Below are 1,294 nucleotides of genomic sequence, written 5' to 3' on the forward strand. Positions count from 1 at the left end.
GTCTTGAGCAACCGCGCACAGCGCCGGTCCTGTCTGCCATGCACCTCACGGTCGACCAGCAAGGCCAGCCGTTCTTCAAAGCTCATGGCACCGATACCGCTTTGCGTGAGCTGCTGCTCCAGCGCCTGGGCCATGGTTTCCAGGCGCAGACTGCGCAGTTGATTCAAGGTGGTGTTCATCATCATTTTGGAATTCTCTGTCAGGGGTTTCATTGGTAGTAGTTCGCGCCACGCACATGGGCGTGTGCGGGAGATGTCCACTCCGGCGTGGTGCTGGCTTGCAGCAGGTCGCGCCGGTTGAGCAGGATGTCGCGTATGTGGGTGTATTTGCTGGTGCCTAAGCTCAGCGCCAAGGTGCACGCTGCCTCTAGCCGGGCCTCGCCATAACGCTTGGACAGGGACAGCAGGCCCAAACAGGCGCGGTAGGCGTGCTCGGGATGGGGTTGGCGCGCCAGCATCTTTTGTACCGTCGCCGCACAGGCCACGCCGATACGCGCGCCCCAGGCGATGAGCCGCTCGGGCGTCCACTGCGCCTGGTGCTGGTGGCGCTCGGGCAGGTGTTCAATCACGGTGGTGAAACCGCCTTTGTGGACGCAGCGCGTGTGGCTGGCCACCCGGTTGCCACGGTGCAAAACCTCCACCGCATGGGCGGTGACGCGCAGCTCCAGCGCCAGGCCCACCAGGGCGTTGGGCACGCTGTAGCGGTGGCCTTCATATTCGACATGGCTGTCGATGTGCACGCGCACCGTCTTGAAGACCGCCCATTCCCAGGGCTGCAGCGGCAGGGCCATCAGGGCCGGTGCGTCGATTTGCGCGAACACGCTGGCGCGGCTGCCGGGCAACTTTTGAAAGGCACGCTGGTTGAGCCAGTGCAGCAAGGGGGCAATGGCGTCGTTGACCTCCTCCACGCTGGCGAACTGATGCTTGCGCAGGCGTGCCAGGATCCAGCGCTCGACCAGTAAAACGCTCAGCTCGACCTTCGGTTTGTCCTGTGGGTGGTAAGCGCGTGCAGGCAACACACTGCAGCCGTAGTGACGGGCAAAGTCCTGCACGCTGTCGGTGAGCAGCGGCTCGTAGCGGTCGGCCTTGGTCACCAGGGCGCGCGGGTTGTCGGGGATGATGAGCTGGGGCACGCCGCCATAAAAGGTCAACGCCTGCGCGGTGGCGCCCAGCCAGTCACGTGCCGTCTGCGCGGGCGTTGCCAGGCAAAAGCAGTAGCCCGACACGCCCATGGCCGCCACAAAGATGTTGGCGCGGCCAATTTCCTGCCCGTGCACCCTCAGGGCCACCGTCGG

2 protein-coding genes are annotated in these 1,294 nt (G+C 64.7%); both read right to left on the reverse strand.

Annotation, left to right across the window (positions count from 1 at the left end; all coding sequences use genetic code 11):
* A partial coding sequence (locus IWX85_RS21055; protein WP_196870983.1) for an ATP-binding protein occupies positions 1 to 185 on the reverse strand: 185 nt, incomplete at its 3' end.
* 23 nt (positions 186 to 208) lie between these two features.
* On the reverse strand, positions 209 to 1,294 hold a 1,086-nt coding region (gene istA, locus IWX85_RS21060; protein WP_196870984.1), incomplete at its 5' end, for an IS21 family transposase.

The sequence above is a fragment of the Polaromonas sp. CG_9.11 genome, assembly GCF_015752225.1.
Lineage (GTDB): Bacteria > Pseudomonadota > Gammaproteobacteria > Burkholderiales > Burkholderiaceae_C > Polaromonas.